Here is a 255-nt window from a genome sequence, read left to right as displayed (position 1 = left end):
TGCATAAGGTTACCGAACCCAGTCAAACTCCGAATGCCACGCTTGTAGACTTGGCAGTCAGACTGCGAGTGCTAAGATCCGTAGTCAAGAGGGAAACAGCCCAGACCAACAGCTAAGGTCCCAAAGTACCAGTTCAGTGGGAAACGATGTGGCGGTGCATAGACAACCAGGATGTTGGCTTAGAAGCAGCCACCATTGAAAGAGTGCGTAATAGCTCACTGGTCGAGTGACGCTGCGCGGAAAATGTAACGGGGC

General features: G+C 52.2%; 1 rRNA gene. It reads left to right on the top strand.

The features are described 5' to 3' along the window. Nucleotides 1–255, top strand: a 23S ribosomal RNA gene (locus MM817_RS16710); the annotation flags it as partial.

It is taken from the genome of Sulfoacidibacillus ferrooxidans (genome assembly GCF_022606465.1).
GTDB lineage: Bacteria > Bacillota > Bacilli > Alicyclobacillales > SLC66 > Sulfoacidibacillus > Sulfoacidibacillus ferrooxidans.
This window is presented reverse-complemented; position numbering and strand designations above follow the sequence as displayed.